A 16,972-nucleotide genomic window follows, 5' to 3' on the forward strand; every position below is an offset into this window, starting at 1 on the left:
AACCTGCCTGCTTCCTCGCAAACATCTTGGACAATTCCGATGTATTTCGTATGATGTTGCGCATAAAGCAGGAGGAAGCATGTCCGACAACGCGACTGCCATGGTTTTGGCCTCTTTTATCGGCGATGCTCTGGCCCTTGGCCCGCACTGGGAATATGATCCCGAGGCGCTCGCCAAGCGATTCGGCCTGGTGACGGGCTACACCACCCCGGACCCCGACGGCTACCATGGCGGCAGGAAGGCCGGTGAGCTGACCCATTACGGCGATCAGACCCTTATATTGCTGCGTTCCCTGGCCGACCGGAAGGGGTTCGACATCGACGATTTCGCCGCCAAATGGCGGCAGCGGATGGCGTCCTATGACGGGTACATCGACGGCGCCACCCGCATGACGCTCAAGATTTTCGATTTCGGCGAGTCCCCCGAAAATTCGGGCTCCAATTCCAACGACCTGGCCGGCGCGAGCCGGGTGGCCCCCCTTGTCTTCGCCCTGCGCCACGACCTGCCCGCCCTGGTCGAGGCGGCGCGTGCGCAGACCAAGATGACCCACAACCATGCCCAGGTCATCGAGGCGGCCGAATTTTTCGCCCGCGCCGCCTGGGCGCTTTTGTCCGGAAAACCCCTCGACGCCGCTCTGGACAGCGCCGCCGAAGCCGGCTACGCCAGCGCCCCCGTCGAACGTTGGCTGGCGCTTGGGCGCGAGTCGGCCGGTGAGGAGACCGTGGCGGCCATCGGCCGTTTCGGCCGGTCCTGCCACATCGACGAAGCCATGCCCGGCGTGATCCATCTCCTCGTCCGTTACGGCGACGACCTGCGCACGGGCCTTGCGCAAAACGTCATGGCCGGCGGGGACAGCGCCGCCCGGGGCATGCTGGTCGGTATGCTGCTCGGCGCATCCCTGGGACGCGACGGGCTGCCCGAGGAGTGGGTCGGGGGACTCGCCGCCCGCGAAACCATCGAGCGGGATCTGGCGGCCATCGGAGCGTAGGGGCGCCGCCGGGAAAAGAGGGCGTGTTCCTTTCGACGCCAACACGCGTAAATAGCAAATTATTTATTCCAACGCGCGGTTGCGTTTTGCAAGCGACGCCAGAGAACGCCGGCGCTTCACCGGATTTTACACCCGTTCCCTTCTGGGGTATGCAGTAAAAGATTGCGCCAAGTCCGCCGGCCCAGGCCGGAGCAAAAGGCCGTCTGCCCCGACGGGCGGCCAGGGGGGGAACATGGAAAGCACCAAGGCGTGTTTGCCCGACATGTTTCAAAACCGGATCGAAGACCTGGTCAACGTCCAGACCACGGACGAGGAGATGACGGCCCACATGAAGGAGCTTACCTGCCGCATCCGCGAGCTGGAAGCCCTGGCCGGCGGCAGCGAGGATGATCAGGTGCGCCAGCTCGGCGAGGACATCCAGCGCCTGTGCGACCGCATCCGCCGGGACTACGTGGCCATGGCCTACCACCAGGGATTCGTCGATGGGGCGCGCTTCAAGCAGATCGTCGATGACCCGGAGGCATGATTTCAAAACCGTTTTGCCGGCCCACCCGCCGTCAATACCTTGAGATGCTATCACCTCTATGCCGCACAAGGATATCCAGGACATCGCCCACTGCGTCTACATGATCGATCTGGTGCTGCGCGAGATCATGAATTCGCCGCATATCACCAACAAGGCTTTCGCCACCCAGTGTATTATCGAAAGCTTTGTGCGCATTCTCCGCGAGGAAGGCTATAGCCTCACGGAAAACCGCCTCAAAAAGATGCTCGCCTACGCGCACTGATTGTCCGCGTCGGGTGTGTTCCAGAGGCGGACAGGCGCCGGTCGGCACAGCCTGCCCTTGATTGCGGCCTGCACCACGGGCCTGGCTGGACAAGATGAAGCACGCCGGATAGTAGCTCTTTTTTTCAACAGCACGGAGGTCCAGCCTGGACGCCACACGAAGGTGGGCGCGGTCGCTTGCGGCCTGCCCAGGGGACGCCCCGGCGAAACGCCATGCCAAGCCCAGTCCATCTGGGTATCTTCCATGAAATAGGCGAGCGGCCGCCGGCTGGCGGTCCCAACCATGCCCGCCCGCCATGGCGGCGACAGGCCGCTTTGCATCCGCCACCGACCGGGAGTTTTTCGTGAGTACAGCCGTCAAACCCGCCTGGATGCTCGGGCCGGTCCGGGAACCCATCACCCCGGAAGTCTCCAAACGCATTGATGTCCTGCGCATTTTGCTCATGTTTCTGATCGTCCTCAACCATGGAGCCAAGGGCGTGACCGTGCGCATTGGCGACCCCGGGCCGCTCACGACCCTGATGGTGACGCTTTTCAACGACCATATCATCCTGGTGACCGTACCGCTTTTTTTCGCCATCTCCGGATTCTTGTTCCTGCGCAAGTTCGAGTTGTCCCTGGCCGCCTACGGCGAGATGCTGCGCAAGAAATTCTTCTCACTGTTCATTCCCTATGTGCTGTTCAATATTTGGATCGTCGCCTGGTTCTATTTCGTCGGCAGCATCGAGACGATGGGCTCCTGGAACTACTTTGTACAGCACGGCCTTTGGGCCAAGATATTCGGCGTCGGCGGCTATGCCACGCCCGTCAACTATCCCTTGTGGTTTTTGCGCGACCTGATGCTGGTGTTCGTCCTCTCGCCCGTCCTGCTCCTGTTTCTCAAGGAAGCCCCGGGGGTGGGACTGGTCACCCTCTTTGTCCTCTGGACAGGGCTTGACCACGATCCCTACTCATACCACAGCTACTTCTTCATGTTCTACCTCGGCGGCTTTGTGGCCCGCTCCCGTCTGACCTTGTCCGGACGATCCTGGTGGCAGCGCTGGGCGGCACTCGTTTTCATCGTGCTGACTGTCGTACTGGTCGCCCAAACTTCCTTTGGCATTACCGACCCAGTGGTGCAGCGCTTTGTTTTCAAGTGCTACCTCGTGATCGGAGTGGCCTTTTTCTGGTATGTCTCGTCGTTTCCCCGCATCCGGGACAGCGCCATGCTGCACCGCATGGCCCGGTTCAGCTTTTTCATTTATCTGGCCCATGAGCCCACGGTTTCCATTTTTCAGACGAGGCTCCTTTCCGTATGGGTGCCTGCGAGCGATGTGCAGCAAACCATATTTTACTTTCTCACGGGAGTGGCCGTGACCTTCTTTTTATGGGGCGTGGGCGAAGTCTTTTCCCGGCTTCTGCCGCGCGTGTATGCTGTGGCCACGGGGGCGCGTCTGCCCAGGCGCAAACCGCTGCCAGCCGCCCTTGCGCCGCAAGGGCATTGATCGATTTTCCTGTTTTACGGGAAAAGAGGATATTCGGACAGCTGGTATCATCCGTATTCATATTGGAATCATTGAAGAAAAAATAGAGAATATAACCAATTTGCACGGCACGGAACATGCTTGGTCTCGCCAAGGGAGGAACGACGCTCTATGTTGCGTATCCTGCTTGCCGAGGATGATGCCAACCATGCCACCCTGGCCCGCCAGGCGCTGGAGGAAGAGGGACATGTCGTCACGACTGTTCCCGATGGCCGCGTTGCCTTGGAAACCATCGCCAAAGAGCCTTTCGACCTCATTTTGCTCGACATGCGCCTGCCGCAAGTGGACGGCCGCGAATTTATCGGCCAAGTGCGGGCCGAGAAGACCCGTCTGGCCGATATTCCCATCGTGGTCCTGACCGGCTACGGCCTGCGCCAGCACCTGGACTTTTTCAACCGCTTCGGCGTGCGCGACTATCTAGCCAAGCCGTACGACTGCGACGAACTCACAACCATCATCCGCGCCTACGACCACCCCGCGCCAAGCGGCGCTCCCAACACGCCGTCGGTGTCCTGAAAAGAAACCGCCGTCCTCGAAATTCGCCTGTACGAATCTCGGGGCACGACACGGGAAGCTCGTTGCCACTCGAGCCGCGCGCTCCCGGCTTCCCTACCGGGGCAGTGGACTTTCCCCGACTTTTTCCGTAGACCGCTCGGGTGACACTCACGCCATCCGGCGGCAACAAGCGAGGAAACCATGCTTCGCATCGAAGACCTGCATGTGAAAATCGGCGACCGGGAAGTCCTCTCGGGCATCAACCTGCACATCGCCGAAAACGAGACGTTCATCCTGTTCGGCCCCAACGGCTCGGGCAAGACCACATTGCTCATGACGCTCATGGGCTTCGGCAACTACGAGATCACCAAAGGCCGCATCCTTTTTCGCGGTCATGATATCACCAACGCAACCATCTACGAGCGGGCGCGTCTGGGCATCGGCATGTCCTTCCAGCGACCGCCCACCATCCATGGCCTGAAGACGCGCCATCTGGTCACCATGTGCGCCCGGGGCGACGAAATCGACGTGGAAGAGCTGGCCAAGAAGGTCAACATGGACGAATTTCTCGACCGCGACATCAATGCCGGCTTCTCCGGCGGCGAGATCAAGCGGTCGGAATTGCTCCAGCTCATGGCCCAAAAACCTTACCTGCTGCTTTTCGACGAGCCGGAATCGGGCGTGGACCTGGAAAATATGAAGCTGATCGGCTCGACCGTGCGCGAAGTCCTCACCGGAGGCATCGAGCCCCGGCCCGGGAGCAGCATGAAGCAGCAGCGGGTGACCAAGCGTCCCGTGTCCGGGCTCATCATCACCCACACCGGCTACATTCTCGAATACGTCAACGCCGACCGGGGGCAGGTGCTCTATAACGGCCACCTGTGCTGCGAGGCCAATCCGCGCGACATCCTGGACCACATCAGCCAGTACGGCTACCAGGAATGCGTGCGCTGCCTCAATTAGCCCAAGGAGCCTGCGTCATGGAAAAGATCGATCTGCACGACTTTCGTTTCAGCGGTTCCACATTGGGCCAGATCCCCGATCTGCGCAATCTCGACCCGGCGGACAAGGCCGAGATGCTCATGTCCGGCGTGGATGTCGAGGAACATCAACGCGCCGGCACCTATTTGCAGGTGGACCACGGCAGCGTTCACTGCAAGAGCCTGCAAAAGGGCGTGGAAATCCTCGACATCAAGGACGCCCTGAAAAAATACGACGGCCTGCCCGGCCACTTCTGGACACAGGTGGACAAGGACAAGGACGAGTTCACCCGGGCCGCGGCCGAGAATCTGCACGGCGGCTATTTCGTGCGCACCGAGAAGGGCGCCAAGATCACCGAGCCAGTGCAGTCCTGCCTGTTCCTCAAGTCCGACATGGTCGGCCAGAACGTCCACAACGTGGTCATCGTGGCGGACGATTCCGAACTGCATATCATCACCGGCTGCTCGGTGGCCCATGGCTCGAAGGGCGCGGCCCACTTCGGCATCTCGGAATTCTTCGTGGGCAAGAACGCCAAACTGACCTTCACCATGATCCACAACTGGGCCGACTCCACGGTGGTGCGGCCGCGCACCGGCGGTGTGGTGGAAGAGGGCGGGGCATTCATCAACAACTACGTGCTGCTCAAGCCCGTCAAGGACCTGCAGTCCTATCCGGCCATCCGTTTGAACGGCCGGGGGGCGGTGGCGCGGTTCAATTCCGTCATCGTCGCGCCCAAGGGGTCCTATGTCGACTCCGGCAGCCGTATCGAATTAAACGCTCCGGACACCCGGGGCGAGATCATCGCCCGCACCATCGCCTCGGGCGGCACCATCGTGTCGCGGGGCTTTATCGGCGGCAACTCCGTGCCGGCCAAGGGCCATCTCGAATGCAAGGGGCTCATTCTCGGCGGCGGCGTCATCCATGCCGTGCCCGAGCTGCTCGGCACCATGGACGGCGTGGAGCTGTCCCATGAGGCGGCCGTGGGCAAGATCGACCAGGAAGAGATCGAATACCTCATGGCCCGGGGCCTGGACGAGGATGAGGCGACCTCCACCATCGTGCGCGGTTTCCTCAACGTGGACATTATGGGCCTGCCCCAGGAGCTCCACGACGTCATCGAAAAGACCATCGCCGAGTCCCAAAAGGACATGTTCTAGTTACACCCGCCTTCCCCAAGACTTGGCCAATGACACGAATGCCTCATTGGCCCCGTAAAAGTTTTGGGGAGGGGAGAGCGCGAGAGGGGGACCCTTTTTTCAAAAAGGGTCCCCCTCTCGCATTTCTTTTCCCGCCGCCCGCCCTTGCCAGACGCGACCGGGTGGGGTAAGCACCGCAGCTGCGGTCGGCAGTTCACCCAGGCGTCGCCGCCCCGTACGGGGAGCTAAACCTGCCATTTCCTTTTTCCGCGCTGACACCTTATCCGTGCCGCGTCGGAAGCCGGCGACCACCGACATCCTTTTTACGGACAGGCACGCTTGATAAGGATAAGCGATGTCCAGGACCGCCTTGCCTTTGGCTGTCGGCGACATAGCGGCCTTTGCCCGCGTGTTGCGCGTCAGAATCATGGAAAGCGAGACCGCGCCGAGCCATTTGGAACTTCTCAACTGGCTGGCCCGGGCCGCAGGCTACAAGAACTTCCAGCATTTCCGGGCGACTGCCGCGCCCGCAGCCGTGCCGGTTTCCGAACCGCGCACGCCCCGGCTCGAACCGGTTGACGAAAACCGGCTCAAGCGCCTTGTCCGCCTTTACGACGCCGACGGACGGCTGGCGCGTTGGCCATCCAAGCGCGGCATGCAGCTGACCTGTCTGTGGACGCTGTGGGCCGCCTTGCCGCCCAGACGTGTTTTCGACGAACCGACCGTCACCGGGATTCTGGGTGCGGCGCACGGGTTCGGCGATCCGGTGCTTCTGCGCCGCGAGTTGTGCGACATGGGGCTTCTCTGGCGCACGCCCGATTGCCGGGCCTATCGCCGCATCGAGCGCCGTCCGCCGCCCGAGGCCCTGGAACTCATCCGCCGGGTGCGCGGCGGACGCGGCCTTGCCCCGGCACTCTCCCAAGCATGATCCTCCGGAGGGAGGCGTCGTATCCGCAGCGCGTCCTTCCTTCCCCGGCCTTCCATGAAAAGCGCCCGGGACCGGCAACATGAACCGGTTCCGGGCGTTTTAACGTCCGTTGCGCATGACTTCAGGGTTTTGGGAGCTCGAAATAATCGGTCCGGTCGATGCCGGGAAATGTGAGCAGCACCGGGGTGCAGGTCCCCTGGCGAATGACGCGAAGCCGGCACGGGAAGACCTTGCCCGGTGCGATGCCGTATTTTTGCAGGAACCTCGAGCCGGGAGCCATGCCGTTTATGAGCGTCAGCGTGTACGTCCGGCCGGGCGTATAGAGCGATTCGCCGGCAATCGGCGTGTCCGGGGTAAACGTGTACGTCACGTCGAAGGCGGGATAGGGCGTGGGGATGGCTCTGGTCGCCGGCGTGTCCAGCGGTCGCGGCGTCACGGCGACGATGACCGCCTTGCCGGGAAAGTCCGCATAGGTACAGGGACCGCCGACGCGGGTGGCGGCAACGCCGGCCAGGGCGGTTGTCGGTTCGAAACACGGGGTGGCGAGCCAGGCGAAGGTCAAGGCAAAGGCCAAGGCCAGGGGCGGGATGACCAGGGGCGTAGGTGTCCGCGCCATTGTTCCCCTCCTCAAGGTTTTCAAGAAAATGAAGGGTTGAATAAAGCAGTATCGGCTGGTTGGTGAGCCGGTTCATTGGATGGTTCGGCTGGATTGTTGGATGTGGGGGCTGGATGGATGTTTGGGTTGGTGGGCCGGCGGGGGCAGGGCGGCCGCATGCGGCGCATATTTGAAGAATACGCCTTCGCGTCCGACCTGCCTCCCGCCGGCCCTGGCCATACGGTCCATGCCCGGAAGCGATTTCAACTCCGGTCACGCGGTTTGGCCGCGCTGTCGCAACAGCAATTTCTCTCTTTTCTTTTGTTGAAACGACTGGCCTCCTGTTTCTCCCAACATAAAGAAACGTTCCAGGAGGGTTGGGATGGAACTCCCCCTTTAAAGTTTTTGAAGGGGGTCCCGGGGGAAACTTTTTTCAAAAAGTTTCCCCCGGGCCGCCGGAGGCTCCCAAATCCTCTTCCTATTTCCTATTTGGCCAGCAGCCGCAGGTACAGGTCGCCGCGCATGGGGCCGATGCGCCGGCCCATGCCTTTGAGCCGTATGGGCCGGCCGACCACGAAATCCGGGGGCAGGGTCACTTCCACCATGGTGGGCTTGCTGTTGCCCAGGCCATGGCGGATGCCCACCCGGATGCGGGTGCCTGGAAAAAGGCTTGTCGTCGGCAGATGCACGGTCTGTTCGTCGTCGAGTTGTTTTTGAAAGTATCCCTTGAGGGATCCCCAAAAACCTTTGGTAATATCGAGCGATAGCGCCTTGTCTCCCCAGTGGAAGGAGACCTTGCGCGGTCCTTTGGCCGTGACCGGGCCGCTGCCGGCGGCGGACTTGTTGCGCACCTGCTGGTAGATGTCCTGGAACACCTGCCGGGCGAACGGGTCCTTGAGCAGGTCCTGGAGCACTTCCTCGCGGCGAAAATAGAATCCGGCATCGGCGTTTTGCTTGGACGCCTGGGTATAGGCGGCCTTGGCCTGACGCTGGCGGTGGGCCTGACCGGCGGTCGGGTCCGGGCGCGGGCCGGTGCCGGCTTTTGTCGTGGTCTTTTGCCCGGGCTTGGGCCTGGGGCCGGTCTGGGAACCGGGCTCACGGTCGCGATTGGCATGGAAATGCCGCAGCAGCAGATAGGCTTCGTTTAAACGCTGGAATTTGCGCTTGGCGCCGGGGTCGTCGGGATGCAGGTCGGGATGCAGGGAAAAGGCCAGCTTGCGGTACGCGGATTTGATGGCTTCGAGCTCGTCCGTTCCCGAAACGCCAAGCAGGGCGCGCGCTTCGTCAAGACGCATCGCATCCGCAGGGGCCATGCTCCGTCTCCTCGGCTGGCTGTGGCGGCATGACGGCCAGGGCCTCGGGCGCTCCCACACCCTGGATCCGGGCCAGCCCATGGCGGCACAGGTATTCCATACCCTGGCGGGCGAATTCCGCGTGGTCCACTTCGGTATTTATGCCCGGGCAATCCTCGGCGGCCATGGCGTGGCTGGCGGCGTCGATGATGTTGCCCCGGAAATACGGCCAGGCCCGGCACACGTCGGGACGGGCCGGATGCACCGAGCACCCTTCGTCGTAGAAGATGCAGTAACCGTCTTTGCCCGTGGCCAGACGGTCCTTGCCGCCGACATGTTCGGCGAACCGCGCGAGCATCGCCTCCGGTGCGAGTTCCAGATGCGCGGCAAGGCGCGTGATGTCACTTTGGGCCAGCATGATGCCGCCCACTCCCTGGCAACAATGGCCGCAACGGCGGCAGATGAAAGCGGCGACTTGCGGCATTGCGACTACCTACCCCCAAAGACGCCGGTGTTCAACCATGATGCAACGATCTTCCACCACAACCATGCCGCTTGGCTGCAAAAGTGTCCGGGCCTCGGGACTGGCGATGCCGGACTGCATCCAAAAGCAGCGCGGCCTATGCGGCAGGGCCAGCGTTTCGGCGGCATGGGCCGGACAATGTTGCGCCGCCCGAAACAGGTTGACGATGTCCACCGGGACATCGATTTCGGCCAGGGTCTTGCGGGCGGGCAACCCCCAGACCACACTCCTGGCCGGATGCACCGGAATGACGGTAAAGCCCGCCTCGAGCAGATAGCGCCCGACCATGTCCACTTCGGTGCCGAGACGGTCCTTGGCCCCGAGAAGGGCAATGGTCGCGCCCGGGGCGAGAAGTTCCTTGAGCGGCGCATCGGCGTACAGCACTGCCTGCCTCCGAGAGGTTTTCGTTTGCCGGAAAAAGGTGTATCCGCTTGGCGGCATTCATGCCCGGAGGTTTCGCGCGCATGTCCGTTTCCGCCATTGATCGTATAAGCACTGCCCAGGCTCGGGCCTTGTGGGAGGACGCCGACGTTTTCGCCATCGGCAAAATGGCCCACACCGCGAGGCTGGCCCTCCATCCCGAGCCGGTCGTCACCTACATTGTCGACCGCAACATCAATTATACCAACATTTGCGCCTGCGGCTGCCGCTTTTGCGCCTTTTTCCGCCCGCCAGGACACGCGGAGGGCTATGTCCTTTCGCGGGAGGAGCTTGCGGCCAAAGTGGGCGAAACCGTGGCGCTCGGCGGCTGGCAGATCTTGCTGCAGGGCGGCATGCACCCGGACCTGCATCTCGATTTCTACACCGGCATGCTGGCCTTCTTGCGCGACCGCTTCCCGGAAGTGGCCGTGCACGGCTTCTCGCCGCCGGAGATTGCCTTCCTGGCCAAAATGGAAGGGCTCTCCATAGCCGAGGTGCTGACCGAACTCAAGGCGGCCGGACTGGCCTCGCTGCCCGGTGGCGGGGCGGAAATCCTGTCCGATCCCATCCGGAGCAGCGTCTCGCCCAACAAGTGCCCGGCCGACGACTGGATCGAGGTCATGCGCCAGGCCCACGCCTTGGGCCTTCGCACCACGGCCACCATGGTCATCGGCCTTGGCGAGACCATCGACCACCGCCTGGAGCACCTGTCGCGCATCCGCGACCTGCAGGACGAAACCGGCGGGTTCACGGCCTTTATTCCCTGGACCTTCCAGCCCGGCAACACCGGGCTCACCGTCTCCGAGGCCTCGTCCTGGGAATATCTGCGCTGGCTGGCCCTTTCCCGCCTTTTTCTCGACAACGTGCCCAACGTCCAGGCCTCCTGGGTGACCCAGGGCCCCATGGTCGGCCAGATGGCGCTTTTTTTCGGCGCCAACGACCTCGGCTCGACCATGATTGAGGAAAACGTGGTGGCCGCGGCCGGGGTGCATTTCCGCATGGAGGAAGAGGAGCTTCGCCGGTTGGCCGTCCGGGCCGGATTCACTCCCGTGCGGCGCAACATGGACTATTCCCGGCGCGAGGATTGATTGTCCCGGCCGGAACGGGTGCTTAAGGCCACGCCGCCAAGGGCCAGTCCCCCACCGGTCCACTGGGCCGGGGTGAGGGTTTCATCCAGCATGAAGTAGGACAACAGGCAGGCGAAGACCGGAATGAGGTTGAGAAACGCCGCCGCCTTGTTGGCCGGGACCAGACTCACGCCGTAGTTGTAGAGCCCGTAGGCCACGAAGGTGACGCCAAGGCCGAGAAAGACCACGGCCAGGGTCGGTCCGAGCTCGATGTGTTCGGGAAAGGGCGTAAAAAGAAGTACGGGCGCGAAAAAGACCGTTCCGGTAAAGGCCTGCATGGCCGTGAGGTAGAGCGGCCTGTGCCGGGCGGCCAACCGCCTGGCCGTGACGATGTAGCCCACGGCGCAGCACATGGCGATAAATTCCAGAAAGTTGCCGAGCACGGGTCGGGGCGCGTCCCCGGTCGCCCCGCCGGACGCGCTCATGATCACCACCCCGCCCACTGCCAGCAGCAGCCCGATGCCCGCTTTTTTCTCAAGCTTTTCTTTAAGGAATAGCGCGGCGGCCACGGCGGTCAACAGCGGCAGCATGGCCGTGACCATGGCCGCTTGCGAGACCTGGGTGAGTGTGAGCGCCTTGGCCTCGAACACGAAATACAGGCACGGTTCGCAAAGGGCCATGAAGAGCATCCCCGGCCAGTCGCCCTTGGCCGCCCTGAATCCGCCCATGCGCCGCCAGATGAGCCCGAAGACCAGCGAGGCCAGGGCCATGCGGCAAAAGACCACCAGCAAGGGCGCGTAACCGCGCATGGCGATCTTCATGGCGATAAACGAGCCGCCCCATAAGAGCGTGCCCGCCGTGAGGGCGAGAACGGCCCGCCAGGGTGGTCTGTCGTTGGCCATGCACCATATCCGGGGGAAGGTTGTGCGGCGCTATATCACTTCGACCGACAATCGGTCGCATTCGTGCGTCGCGACGGAGCGCCGCTATACCGTGTCGGGTCGTAAAAGAAAACACAAAGGGAGTTGTGATGTTTGAAGCCCTGGAACGTTTGCCCGAAGAGGAAATGACGTCCCGCCTGGCCAAGTGCCGGGCCGCATTGGCCAAGGTCGCGCCCGAAGCCGGCGGATTGCTCGTTTTTTCGAGGCTGGCCATCTACTATTTGACCGGAACCTGGGCCAACGGCGTGCTGTGGCTGCCGGCCACCGGCAAGCCGGTCCTGGCCTGCCGCAAAGGCCGGGAGCGGGCGCTGCTCGAAAGCCCGCTGGAAACGATCGTCGGCTTCCGGTCCTACGGCGACCTCATGCCGCTTTGCGAAAAGGCCGGCAGCCCCATAACGCCCCTTTGCGCCGCCGAGCAGTCGGGGCTGTCCTGGAATCTGGCCGGACTTTTAACCTCGCGGCTCCCCGGCGTCAGTTTCGTACCCGGCGACGCGGCCCTGGCCATGGCCCAGGCGCAGAAATCGGCCTGGGAACTCGCCAAGATCCGCCTGTGCGGCGCGCGCCACGCCGAAGGCCTCATGGAACGCCTGCCGGCCGTGATGCGTCCCGGCATGAGCGAGCGCGAGATCGCCTGCAAGTGCTGGGACGTCTTTTTCGACCTCGGGCACCAGGGGCAGCTTCGCATGACAAACGGCGACGAAATCTTTCTCGGCCATATCGCGGCCGGGGACAGCGGCAACTACCCGAGCGTTTTCAACGGCCCGGTAGGACTGCGTGGCGAGCATCCGGCCCTGCCTTTTTCCGGTTACGCTGGCGCGATCTGGAAAAAGGGCGGCGTGCTCACCATCGACAACGGCTTTACCATCGAAGGCTACGTCACGGACAAGACGCAGGTCTATTTTGCCGGCAAGGCGGCCGATATTCCGGACAGCGTCCGGCGCGGCCACGACCTGTGCATGCGGGTGCAGCAGACCGTGGCCGCGGCGCTCAAGCCCGGCGCGAAGCCGAGCGAGCTTTACGCCCTGGCCCTGTCCATCGTCGCGCAGGCCGGCATGGACGAGGGATTCATGGGACTTGGCGAAAACAAGGTGCGCTTTCTGGGCCACGGCATAGGACTTGCCATCGACGCCTGGCCTGTGATCGCCAAGGGCTTCGACGAGCCCCTCGAAGCGGGCATGACCCTGGCCCTCGAACCCAAGTTCGGCATCCCCGACGTCGGCATGGTGGGGGTGGAGAACACCTTCGAGGTGACCGAACAGGGCGGAAAATGCCTGACCGGCGACAGTTACGACATCATCTGCGTCGAGTAGGGAGGGAAGAAGCTGGGGGAAACTTTGTCTTACGAAAAGTTTCCCCCAGGCCCCCTTCAAAAGACTTTTAATAGAACGGGTTGGCTGTTGGAGGGGACTTTGAGAGGGAAGAGGGCACTCGTCAGATTTTCTGCTCCACGGCCATAAAGCAGGGGATGCACAGGGTCTTGCCGGCAAAGCGCCGAGAGCGCGACTCCATCACGGATTCGCCGCAGGCCTCGCAGACGAGGCTCGACAGGATGGCCGCCCGCCTGGGGGCCACCCCGGCCGGCTCGGTGCGCGTGAAAAAGGTTTCGGGATCGCTTTCGAGAATCCGTTTGGCGCAGCGTAAGGCCAGCGCCGGCAGTTCGGCCTTGGCCTTGGCATTTTGGGGGTCGGCGTTGAGCGTCTCGCGCACGGCCGCGAACTCCGGGTCCACCAGCTTGTGCAGGTCCGGCCGGGCAAGCAAACGCACGGCTGCGCCGTCGCGACGACGGTGGAAGGTGAAGGCGTTTTTGCCGTAATCACGGTGGATCAGGTTGCCCTTGCCGTAGGTGCAGCCCATCAAAGCCTGGATGGCGTCCACGGCGCACATGTCCGTTTCGACCACGGCCACCACGTCCTCGTCGCCGTCATGGCCGCAGACGGCGAGGCCAATGCGCGCCGCCTGGATGCCGATGGCCAGCCCCGGACACATATGCCCGTGGTAATCCACCGCCCGGGTCGTCAAGGCCGCCACATCGTCTCTTGCTCTTTCCGTTTCCATGTCTGTCCCCACTTTACGGCTGGGTGTTTTTGAAAAATGCCGGCTTTTGGCCAAGCGGCCCGAAATCGTGGGTCATTTCCGCGTAAACGGGCTTGCCGAGCAGAAACCGGTAGATTTCGTCGGCTTTGGCCACTGGATCGATGTCGGCGAAGGCTTGTGGATAGAGGATTTTCCCGGCCGCGTAGGCGTCGACCACGATGGTGTCCAGGTTGGTCAGATACATGACGAAAGGATAGAGCACAAAGACCTTCCCGTCCTTCACCGCGCGCAGGGACCCGACGAATTCGGGCTGCTGGCTGTATTCGTCGGCAACCAGCGGCAAGCCGCCGGCGTCGACGAAAAGGACATCCGGATTGAAGGCCAGGAGCTGTTCCTTGTCGATGAAGGCATGGCCGTCTTTCGTGACGCGGCTGGCCAGATTGTCGGCCGAAAGCCACTCCAGGGGGGCATACGGGTTGTCGGTGCTGGTAAGCCCATGCGTGCCGCGAAGGCCGGTGCCGCCGACGTAGACCGTGGGCTTGACGTAACCCGGCGCGGCCAGTCCTTTTTGCGCCCGGGCCCGCACGTCGGCCTCGGCCTTTTTCATGAAATCCGCCACCGCCGCCGCGCGGTCCGGGCAGCCGAGAATGTCTCCGGCCAGGGCCAGACTGTCCAGGACCTTGGGATCGTAGCGGGCGAACTGGCCATAGCTCAAAACCACCACGGGAATGCGCAGCTTGGCCTGCATGGCCTCGGCCACGGCGGCGTCCATGGCGGTTACGAAGATGATTTGCGGCGCGACGCCCAGCACGGCTTCCAGGTCAGGCTCCTGGTTGAGGCTTTTGGGGCCGCCCGGACCGATGACGGGGAGCTTGAGGAGCTCCGGATGGGCCAGGCTGTAAGGGCGGCCGGTACGCCTGTCCTTTTCGAAGCGCTCGATGCCGACCACCCGGTCCGTGGCGTCGAGATAGGCGATAAGCCGCAGCGTGCCCGGTCCGAGGCAGATGATGCGCCGGGGATTTTCCGGCACCGTGACCTGGCGTCCGGCTGCGTCGGTTACCTGCCGCGACCCGGCGGGCGTGTCCGGCGCTGCGGGTGCAAGGCCGGCGACCAGAAGGAGCAGGGCGCAACACAGGAAAAAAACGCGAAACGGGTGCGGCATGGCGGGTTCCTTTTGCGGTCGGGTTAGGCGGCGTCGGCAACGCCCAGGGGCGCGGCCACGGGATGGCCACCCACCTCGCCAAAGGCCACGTCCACGCCGTAGACCGCGCGCACGATCTCGGGCGTCAGTCCCTTGGCGTCGACCCGGGCCAGGACCGCGCCCCGGGAAAGCAGCACGAAATCGTCGGCAAAGCGCATGGCCTGGGACAGGTCGTGGAGCACGGCGGCGGCGGCGACGCCCTGGCCGGCCACGGCCTGCCGGACGATGGCAAAGACTTCCAGCATGTTTTTGAGGTCCAGGCTGGCTGTGGGTTCGTCGAGGAGCAGCACGTCCGGCTCCTGGACCAGGGCCCGGGCAATGGCGGTCTTTTGCATCTCGCCGCCGGAGAGCGCGTCGAGGCGACGAAAGGCCAGGGCGGAAAGCCCCAGCCTTGTGAGCACGCCTTCCACGATGCCCATGTCCCGTCTCGATGGACGAAGCCCCATGTGGGGGCGGCGGCCGAGCAGCACGGCCTCGAACACGGTCAGGCTTTCGGCCAGCTGGGACTGGGGCACATAGGCGATGCGCCGGGCCGCCTCGCGTCGGGACAAACGAGGCAGTTCCGCCTCGCCGAGGCACACCGCGCCCCGGTGAGGGCGGATCAGGCCGCCCAGGCACTTGAGCAGGGTGGATTTGCCCGCGCCGTTGACGCCGAGAATGGCGGTGACGCGCCCGGGCGCAAGCCGCAGGCTCACATCCGTAAGCACGGCCGCGCCGTTGTAGGCAAAGGAAAGATTTCGCGCCGACAGGCTCATGTCCGACCTCCTCCCCGCAGCAAGAGAAATAAAAACAGCGGCGCGCCCATAAAGGACGTGAGCACGCCCACGGGCAACGCGCCCGTCCCGGCCAGCAGCCGGCCGGCCGTATCGGCCCCGAGCAAAAGAAGCGCGCCCCAAAGCCCCGCATGGATGGCGAGGGGGCCGTGATCGCAGCCCACGGAACGTCTGGCGATGTGCGGGGCAAGCAGGCCCAGAAAGGCGATCACCCCGCATACGGCCACCACCACCCCGGAACAAAGCGCCGCCAGCCCCATGCCGACAAGGCGCAGGAGCTTGGTGTTGACGCCCACACTCTTGGCCACGTCGTCGCCGGCCAGCAGGGCGTTTAAGTCCTGGCGGGCGTAGAGGCAAAATCCGCCGGTAACGGCGGCGGCAAGGCCCATGACGATAATTTGCGCGCCTCTGGCCCGGGACACATCTCCGAAGCTCCAGAAGACGATGGCCGCGAGCTGGAGTTCGTCGGCGTAGAACTGGATAAGGATGGTGCCGGCGGTGAAAAGCGAGGAGAGCGCTACGCCGCAAAGGATGATCGCCTGGGGCCCGAGCCGCTTGACCAGGGCAAGCCCGGTCACCAGGGCCGTGGTGCCGATGGCCCCGGCAAAGGCGCACAGGGACATGGTGAACACGCCGCCGATCCGGGCGAATTCGGCGCTGGACGTGGCCAGGGCGTTGCCGGAAAACGCGCCGGCTCCCAGGAAAACGATGCCGCAGGCCGCGCCAAAGGCCGCGCCGTGGCTGATGCCGAGGGTGAAAGGCGAGGCCAGCGGGTTGGACAGCAGGCTTTGGGTCAAAACGCCCGAAACGGCCAGACCGAAGCCGCCGGCGATGGCGGCCAGGATGCGCGGCAGCCGGATGCCCGTGACCACCACCGCGCCCGGTCCCTGCCGGTTGCCGGCCAAAACGGCCAGGATGTCGGACAGGCCGAGGTCGTAGCTGCCGGCGGCCAGGGCATAAAGGGCAAGGGCGAGAAGGGCGGCGCACAGGACGAGCGCCTTGACCTGCTTGGCTTTCTGGCGGGCCAGGTGCCCGCCGGCCAGGGACGTCGTGGGGGCCATGCAGGAAGACGGCATGGAAGATGCGTAATACGAAATTAAATATTTTACAACACAGAGTGAACGATTTTCTATTTTCTATCCGCTTGGTCGGAAAGGAACGCGCGCCATCACCGTAGCGCGGGGGCCAAGAAAAAAATCAGATGCGGCCGATCAAAAGGCTTGGCCTGGGAATAGAGCCCGAGCCGCGCCAAGCCGACCCGGAACCGCTCACACGCGCCGCCCCGGCG

19 protein-coding genes are annotated in these 16,972 nt (G+C 63.5%); 10 read left to right on the forward strand and 9 right to left on the reverse strand.

Translation table 11 applies throughout. From position 1 onward, the window contains the following. Positions 1 to 79 precede the first annotated feature (79 nt). The 8 genes from K9F62_16240 (at position 80) to K9F62_16275 (ending at position 6,838) form a co-directional block, all read left to right on the forward strand. Complete coding sequence (locus K9F62_16240; GenBank protein UJX40235.1) at positions 80 to 988, forward strand: ADP-ribosylglycohydrolase family protein; 909 nt, start codon at positions 80 to 82, stop codon at positions 986 to 988. 232 nt (positions 989 to 1,220) lie between these two features. Continuing rightward, entirely contained in the window at positions 1,221 to 1,514 is a 294-nt protein-coding gene (locus K9F62_16245) for a hypothetical protein (protein ID UJX40236.1), read from the forward strand. 58 nt (positions 1,515 to 1,572) lie between these two features. After that, positions 1,573 to 1,776, forward strand: a complete 204-nt coding sequence (locus tag K9F62_16250) for a hypothetical protein (protein UJX40237.1) — start codon at positions 1,573 to 1,575, stop codon at positions 1,774 to 1,776. A 343-nt stretch (positions 1,777 to 2,119) separates the two neighbouring features. Then, the gene (locus K9F62_16255) at positions 2,120 to 3,259 is read left to right on the forward strand and encodes an acyltransferase (GenBank protein UJX40238.1); all 1,140 of its coding nucleotides are present in this window, start codon (positions 2,120 to 2,122) and stop codon (positions 3,257 to 3,259) included. Between the two features lie 150 nt (positions 3,260 to 3,409). Then, positions 3,410 to 3,814: a response regulator gene (locus K9F62_16260; protein UJX40239.1), complete on the forward strand. Its 405-nt coding sequence runs from the start codon at positions 3,410 to 3,412 to the stop codon at positions 3,812 to 3,814. Between the two features lie 180 nt (positions 3,815 to 3,994). Further along, positions 3,995 to 4,756, forward strand: a complete 762-nt coding sequence (locus tag K9F62_16265) for an ABC transporter ATP-binding protein (protein ID UJX40240.1) — start codon at positions 3,995 to 3,997, stop codon at positions 4,754 to 4,756. A 17-nt stretch (positions 4,757 to 4,773) separates the two neighbouring features. Further along, positions 4,774 to 5,931 (forward strand): SufD family Fe-S cluster assembly protein, encoded by a 1,158-nt coding sequence (locus tag K9F62_16270; GenBank protein ID UJX40241.1) that lies wholly within the window; start codon positions 4,774 to 4,776, stop codon positions 5,929 to 5,931. Between the two features lie 334 nt (positions 5,932 to 6,265). Then, on the forward strand, positions 6,266 to 6,838 hold the full coding sequence (locus K9F62_16275; GenBank protein UJX40242.1) for a DUF2087 domain-containing protein: 573 nt from the start codon (positions 6,266 to 6,268) through the stop codon (positions 6,836 to 6,838). A 121-nt stretch (positions 6,839 to 6,959) separates the two neighbouring features. Here the strand turns inward: K9F62_16275 and K9F62_16280 are convergent, their stop codons facing one another. The 4 genes from K9F62_16280 to K9F62_16295 all read right to left on the reverse strand — a co-directional run bounded on the left by K9F62_16280 (position 6,960) and on the right by K9F62_16295 (position 9,632). Next, positions 6,960 to 7,454: a hypothetical protein gene (locus tag K9F62_16280; protein ID UJX40243.1), complete on the reverse strand. Its 495-nt coding sequence runs from the start codon at positions 7,452 to 7,454 to the stop codon at positions 6,960 to 6,962. Between the two features lie 464 nt (positions 7,455 to 7,918). Beyond that, complete coding sequence (locus tag K9F62_16285; protein ID UJX40244.1) at positions 7,919 to 8,746, reverse strand: DnaJ domain-containing protein; 828 nt, start codon at positions 8,744 to 8,746, stop codon at positions 7,919 to 7,921. Continuing rightward, positions 8,718 to 9,209, reverse strand: coding sequence for a YkgJ family cysteine cluster protein (locus K9F62_16290; GenBank protein UJX40245.1), 492 nt, complete (start codon positions 9,207 to 9,209; stop codon positions 8,718 to 8,720). Before K9F62_16290 ends, K9F62_16285 begins: the two co-directional genes overlap by 29 nt. 9 nt (positions 9,210 to 9,218) lie before the next feature. Beyond that, a complete protein-coding gene (locus K9F62_16295) occupies positions 9,219 to 9,632 on the reverse strand; it encodes a CoA-binding protein (GenBank protein UJX40246.1) in 414 nt (137 codons plus the stop codon). 80 nt (positions 9,633 to 9,712) lie between these two features. Between K9F62_16295 and mqnC the strand changes: the two genes are divergently transcribed. Next, a complete protein-coding gene (mqnC, locus tag K9F62_16300) occupies positions 9,713 to 10,756 on the forward strand; it encodes a dehypoxanthine futalosine cyclase (GenBank protein ID UJX40247.1) in 1,044 nt (347 codons plus the stop codon). Here the strand turns inward: mqnC and K9F62_16305 are convergent. Beyond that, positions 10,735 to 11,637 (reverse strand): DMT family transporter, encoded by a 903-nt coding sequence (locus tag K9F62_16305; GenBank protein ID UJX40248.1) that lies wholly within the window; start codon positions 11,635 to 11,637, stop codon positions 10,735 to 10,737. The two genes, mqnC and K9F62_16305, sit on opposite strands and share 22 nt — an antisense overlap. 128 nt (positions 11,638 to 11,765) lie before the next feature. Here K9F62_16305 and K9F62_16310 point away from each other — a divergent pair, with 128 nt between their 5' ends. Next, positions 11,766 to 12,986, forward strand: a complete 1,221-nt coding sequence (locus K9F62_16310; protein UJX40249.1) for a Xaa-Pro peptidase family protein — start codon at positions 11,766 to 11,768, stop codon at positions 12,984 to 12,986. A 121-nt stretch (positions 12,987 to 13,107) separates the two neighbouring features. Here K9F62_16310 and K9F62_16315 read toward each other — a convergent pair whose 3' ends face one another. Genes K9F62_16315 through K9F62_16330 form a run of 4 tightly spaced genes read right to left on the reverse strand, consistent with a single transcriptional unit; the run spans position 13,108 to position 16,745 of the window. After that, positions 13,108 to 13,731: a TraR/DksA C4-type zinc finger protein gene (locus K9F62_16315; protein UJX40250.1), complete on the reverse strand. Its 624-nt coding sequence runs from the start codon at positions 13,729 to 13,731 to the stop codon at positions 13,108 to 13,110. 13 nt (positions 13,732 to 13,744) lie between these two features. Beyond that, positions 13,745 to 14,872 carry an iron ABC transporter substrate-binding protein gene (locus K9F62_16320; protein ID UJX40251.1) on the reverse strand — a complete coding sequence of 376 codons (1,128 nt, stop codon included), beginning with the start codon at positions 14,870 to 14,872 and terminating at the stop codon, positions 13,745 to 13,747. A 23-nt stretch (positions 14,873 to 14,895) separates the two neighbouring features. Then, positions 14,896 to 15,666, reverse strand: a complete 771-nt coding sequence (locus K9F62_16325; protein ID UJX40252.1) for an ABC transporter ATP-binding protein — start codon at positions 15,664 to 15,666, stop codon at positions 14,896 to 14,898. Further along, positions 15,663 to 16,745: an iron ABC transporter permease gene (locus tag K9F62_16330; GenBank protein ID UJX43229.1), complete on the reverse strand. Its 1,083-nt coding sequence runs from the start codon at positions 16,743 to 16,745 to the stop codon at positions 15,663 to 15,665. The genes K9F62_16325 and K9F62_16330 overlap by 4 nt, the downstream gene beginning before the upstream one ends. Between the last annotated feature and the right edge of the window lie 227 nt (positions 16,746 to 16,972).

Origin of the sequence: Desulfovibrio sp. JY, assembly GCA_021730285.1 — a bacterium.
Taxonomy (GTDB): Bacteria; Desulfobacterota; Desulfovibrionia; order Desulfovibrionales; family Desulfovibrionaceae; genus Solidesulfovibrio.

Excerpts from the sequence above, each read along its gene's own strand:
- K9F62_16265 (UJX40240.1), top strand. The coding sequence starts at position 3,995 with ATGCTTCGCATCGAAGACCTGCATGTGAAAATCGGCGACCGGGAAGTC.
- K9F62_16285 (UJX40244.1), bottom strand. The coding sequence starts at position 8,746 with ATGGCCCCTGCGGATGCGATGCGTCTTGACGAAGCGCGCGCCCTGCTT.
- K9F62_16280 (UJX40243.1), bottom strand. The coding sequence starts at position 7,454 with ATGGCGCGGACACCTACGCCCCTGGTCATCCCGCCCCTGGCCTTGGCC.
- K9F62_16240 (UJX40235.1), top strand. The coding sequence starts at position 80 with ATGTCCGACAACGCGACTGCCATGGTTTTGGCCTCTTTTATCGGCGAT.
- K9F62_16305 (UJX40248.1), bottom strand. The coding sequence starts at position 11,637 with ATGGCCAACGACAGACCACCCTGGCGGGCCGTTCTCGCCCTCACGGCG.
- K9F62_16250 (UJX40237.1), top strand. The coding sequence starts at position 1,573 with ATGCCGCACAAGGATATCCAGGACATCGCCCACTGCGTCTACATGATC.
- K9F62_16325 (UJX40252.1), bottom strand. The coding sequence starts at position 15,666 with ATGAGCCTGTCGGCGCGAAATCTTTCCTTTGCCTACAACGGCGCGGCC.
- K9F62_16315 (UJX40250.1), bottom strand. The coding sequence starts at position 13,731 with ATGGAAACGGAAAGAGCAAGAGACGATGTGGCGGCCTTGACGACCCGG.
- K9F62_16310 (UJX40249.1), top strand. The coding sequence starts at position 11,766 with ATGTTTGAAGCCCTGGAACGTTTGCCCGAAGAGGAAATGACGTCCCGC.
- K9F62_16245 (UJX40236.1), top strand. The coding sequence starts at position 1,221 with ATGGAAAGCACCAAGGCGTGTTTGCCCGACATGTTTCAAAACCGGATC.
- K9F62_16260 (UJX40239.1), top strand. The coding sequence starts at position 3,410 with ATGTTGCGTATCCTGCTTGCCGAGGATGATGCCAACCATGCCACCCTG.
- mqnC (UJX40247.1), top strand. The coding sequence starts at position 9,713 with ATGTCCGTTTCCGCCATTGATCGTATAAGCACTGCCCAGGCTCGGGCC.
- K9F62_16275 (UJX40242.1), top strand. The coding sequence starts at position 6,266 with ATGTCCAGGACCGCCTTGCCTTTGGCTGTCGGCGACATAGCGGCCTTT.
- K9F62_16290 (UJX40245.1), bottom strand. The coding sequence starts at position 9,209 with ATGCCGCAAGTCGCCGCTTTCATCTGCCGCCGTTGCGGCCATTGTTGC.
- K9F62_16330 (UJX43229.1), bottom strand. The coding sequence starts at position 16,745 with ATGGCCCCCACGACGTCCCTGGCCGGCGGGCACCTGGCCCGCCAGAAA.
- K9F62_16270 (UJX40241.1), top strand. The coding sequence starts at position 4,774 with ATGGAAAAGATCGATCTGCACGACTTTCGTTTCAGCGGTTCCACATTG.
- K9F62_16320 (UJX40251.1), bottom strand. The coding sequence starts at position 14,872 with ATGCCGCACCCGTTTCGCGTTTTTTTCCTGTGTTGCGCCCTGCTCCTT.